General features: G+C 74.2%; 2 protein-coding genes. Both read left to right on the forward strand.

Features of this window, described 5'->3' with window-relative positions:
- The first annotated feature begins 174 nt into the window (after window positions 1–174).
- Window positions 175–1005 (forward strand): hypothetical protein, encoded by an 831-nt coding sequence (locus tag AAHZ94_RS32335; RefSeq protein WP_349997272.1) that lies wholly within the window; start codon window positions 175–177, stop codon window positions 1003–1005.
- A 324-nt stretch (window positions 1006–1329) separates the two neighbouring features.
- Entirely contained in the window at window positions 1330–2229 is a 900-nt protein-coding gene (locus AAHZ94_RS32340; protein ID WP_349997273.1) for a macrolide 2'-phosphotransferase, read from the forward strand.
- The last annotated feature ends 429 nt before the right edge of the window (window positions 2230–2658 follow it).

A 2658-nucleotide genomic window follows, 5' to 3' on the forward strand; every position in this document is an offset into this window, starting at 1 on the left:
CCGCGGGGGGGCGCGGCGGGCCCGGCCCCGGGCACCCGACCCCGCAGGAGCGGCCCGGGACCTCGGCGCGACTTCGCCGGACTGGCCCGGGCGCGCCGCTCCCGGCCGGCGGCCCGCCCGGCCAATCGCCGGCACTCCTGTCCCGGCGAACTGACTTCCGCAATGCTCAGGCAGATGACAGTGAGAGAACCTGACGACGCCCGCGCGGCCGGCCGTCGTTCGCGGCACGTCGTGGCGACGCTCCTCACCTGTGCGGCGATCGGGGCGGCGGTCGTCCACGTCATCGACCCCGACCTCAGGGTCGATGCCATCACCGTCGCACTGTTGGTGGTGGCGGTCCTGCCGTGGTTGGGCGAATTGTTCGGCGGCATCGAATGGCCCGGCGGAACCAAATCCCAGTACCGGAAACTCGCCGACCGCGTACGGGTCGCCGAGGAACGGACCACGCACATCGAGCACGCCGTCGACGGGGCATCACATGCCGCGCGCGTCGCACTCGTTTCGGCAGGCAGTGCGACCGCGGGGGAAACCGGCGCCGTCATCGCCGGCGAATCGGTCGAGAAACTGGCCGCCGAATACGGCCGGGTGCGCGCCACCATGGCCAGCGGCAGCGCCCGTACCCACCGCATGGAACGTCTCTTCGCCGAACTCGCCGCCACCGCCCCGTACGCGGCCGACTTCGACGTCGAAGCCTCGCTCGGCTCGGCCGACCCCGGCACCCGCCTCGCCGCGTACGCACGGCTCTACGCGGTCCCCGACAGCACCCGATTGGACGCGCTGGCCGCCGCGGTCCTGTACGAACAACTCGCCTTCAGCCAGTACTGGGGATTCCAGGCGATGGGCGTACTCATCGACGAGAAGGGGCCCGACCGGGTACCGATCGGAATCGTCCGCGGGCTCCAGACACGCCTGGCGGAACTCCCCACCGAAAGCGACCGCGCGAGCGCCCTCCACCACGTACTGGCCAAATTCGAGCCGCCCGCAGGCCCCCACCGTTCGGCGTGAACATCAACCATCGCGGACCGGCTGTTGGGGAAGTCGGATGGGCCAAGCGGGCAGCCGGGCGGGGAAAGCTGATCGGCAAGCGGGGGGCCGGTGGGGAACCGTATGCGGAATTCGGCGCGGCAGGTGGGGAATTCGGCGCGGCACGTGCGGAATTCGGTGCCGTGATGCCTGCGAAATCTGCGACGCCTGCGATGCCTGCGATGCCCGCGACGCCGGGCGGACCGGGACCGGGACCGGCCCGACGGTCGGAACAGCCCCCGGCCGCACGGCAGGCGCCGGGAAATGCGCTGGAAGTCGCGTGCGCGCGGGTGCGAGCTTGGCCCCATGAGCACGATCGATGACGTCATCGCGCTGGCCGCCGCCCACGGCCTGGACCTCACCCCACGGGGCGCCACCGTGAACGAGGCGGGCCTGGACTACCGCGTCGTCATGGCCGACGACACGACCGGCCGCAGATGGGTGCTGCGAGCGCCGCGCCGCGCCGACGTCTCCGCGGGGATGGCAGGCGAGGCCCGCATCCTCGACCTGGTCGCCCCCGTCCTGGCCGCTGACGGCATTGCGGTGCCCGACTGGCAGGTCCGCGCCCCCGAGCTGATCGCCTATCCGGCCCTGCCCGGCGCCCCCGGCCTGACCCTGACGGACGCCGGTGAGCCGCACTGGCACATGGACCCGGCCAGCCCTGACTACGCCGACCGCCTGGGGCGCCTGCTGGCCCGCCTGCACTCGATCAGCCCGGAGCAGGCGGAGGCCGCGGGCGTCGAGGTCCGCACCTCGGCCCGGGCGCGTCAGGCGTGGCGGGACGACGTCGCGCGCGTATGCGCGGCCTTCACCGTCGCACCCGCCCTCGCCGAGGCGTGGCACGCCTGGCTGGCGGACGACACCTGCTGGCCCGAGCGGACGGTGATGACCCACGGCGAGATCTACCCCGCGCACGTGCTGTTCGCCGCGGAAGGCCCGATCACCGGGGTCCTCGACTGGACCACCGCGCGCGTGGACGACCCGGCCCGCGACCTGTCCGCGCAGTACGGCGCCGCGGGTCGCGAGATGCTCCAGGTCACCCTCACCGCGTACGAGCAGGCGGGCGGGCACGTCCATCCCGGCCTGGCGGCCCAGGCCGAGCACCTGTGGAACGCCTCCCCGATCGGATACGCCCTGTACGCGCTGACCACCGGCGCCGAGACCGACCTCGCCACCGCGGCGGCGATGCTGAACCCCGAGGGCTGACGGCTCACCGGGCCTGCCGGAGCCTGCCGGGCCTGCTGCGCGGCTGGCCCTGATGTCGGCCGGGCGCGCGGTCCCGCCGGCCTTGATGTCCCGTTGCGGTGCGCGCTCTCGACGGGCCCGTCGTCTCGGGGCCCGCGGGCGCGACGGACAGCCAATCCACTGACACTCCGTCAGGCTTACGGGCCTACTTTGCCCCAGTCTGTTGCGGAATTGCGTAGGGGGCGTGGTCGTTCCGTGATGGTGCGAGGCACGGGGCATGCGCACGCCGATGCTGGGCAAGCGACTAGTAACCCCCCACGGGTACGGCAAGCCGCAGGCGGGGGGGGGGGGGGGGGGGGGGCGGGGGGGGGCGGGGGGGCGGGGGGGGGGGGGGGGGGGGGGGGGGGGGGGGGGGCGGGGGGGGGGGGGGGGGGGGGGGGGGGGGGGCGG

It is taken from the genome of Streptomyces sp. HSW2009 (assembly GCF_040240285.1).
Lineage (GTDB): Bacteria > Actinomycetota > Actinomycetes > Streptomycetales > Streptomycetaceae > Streptomyces.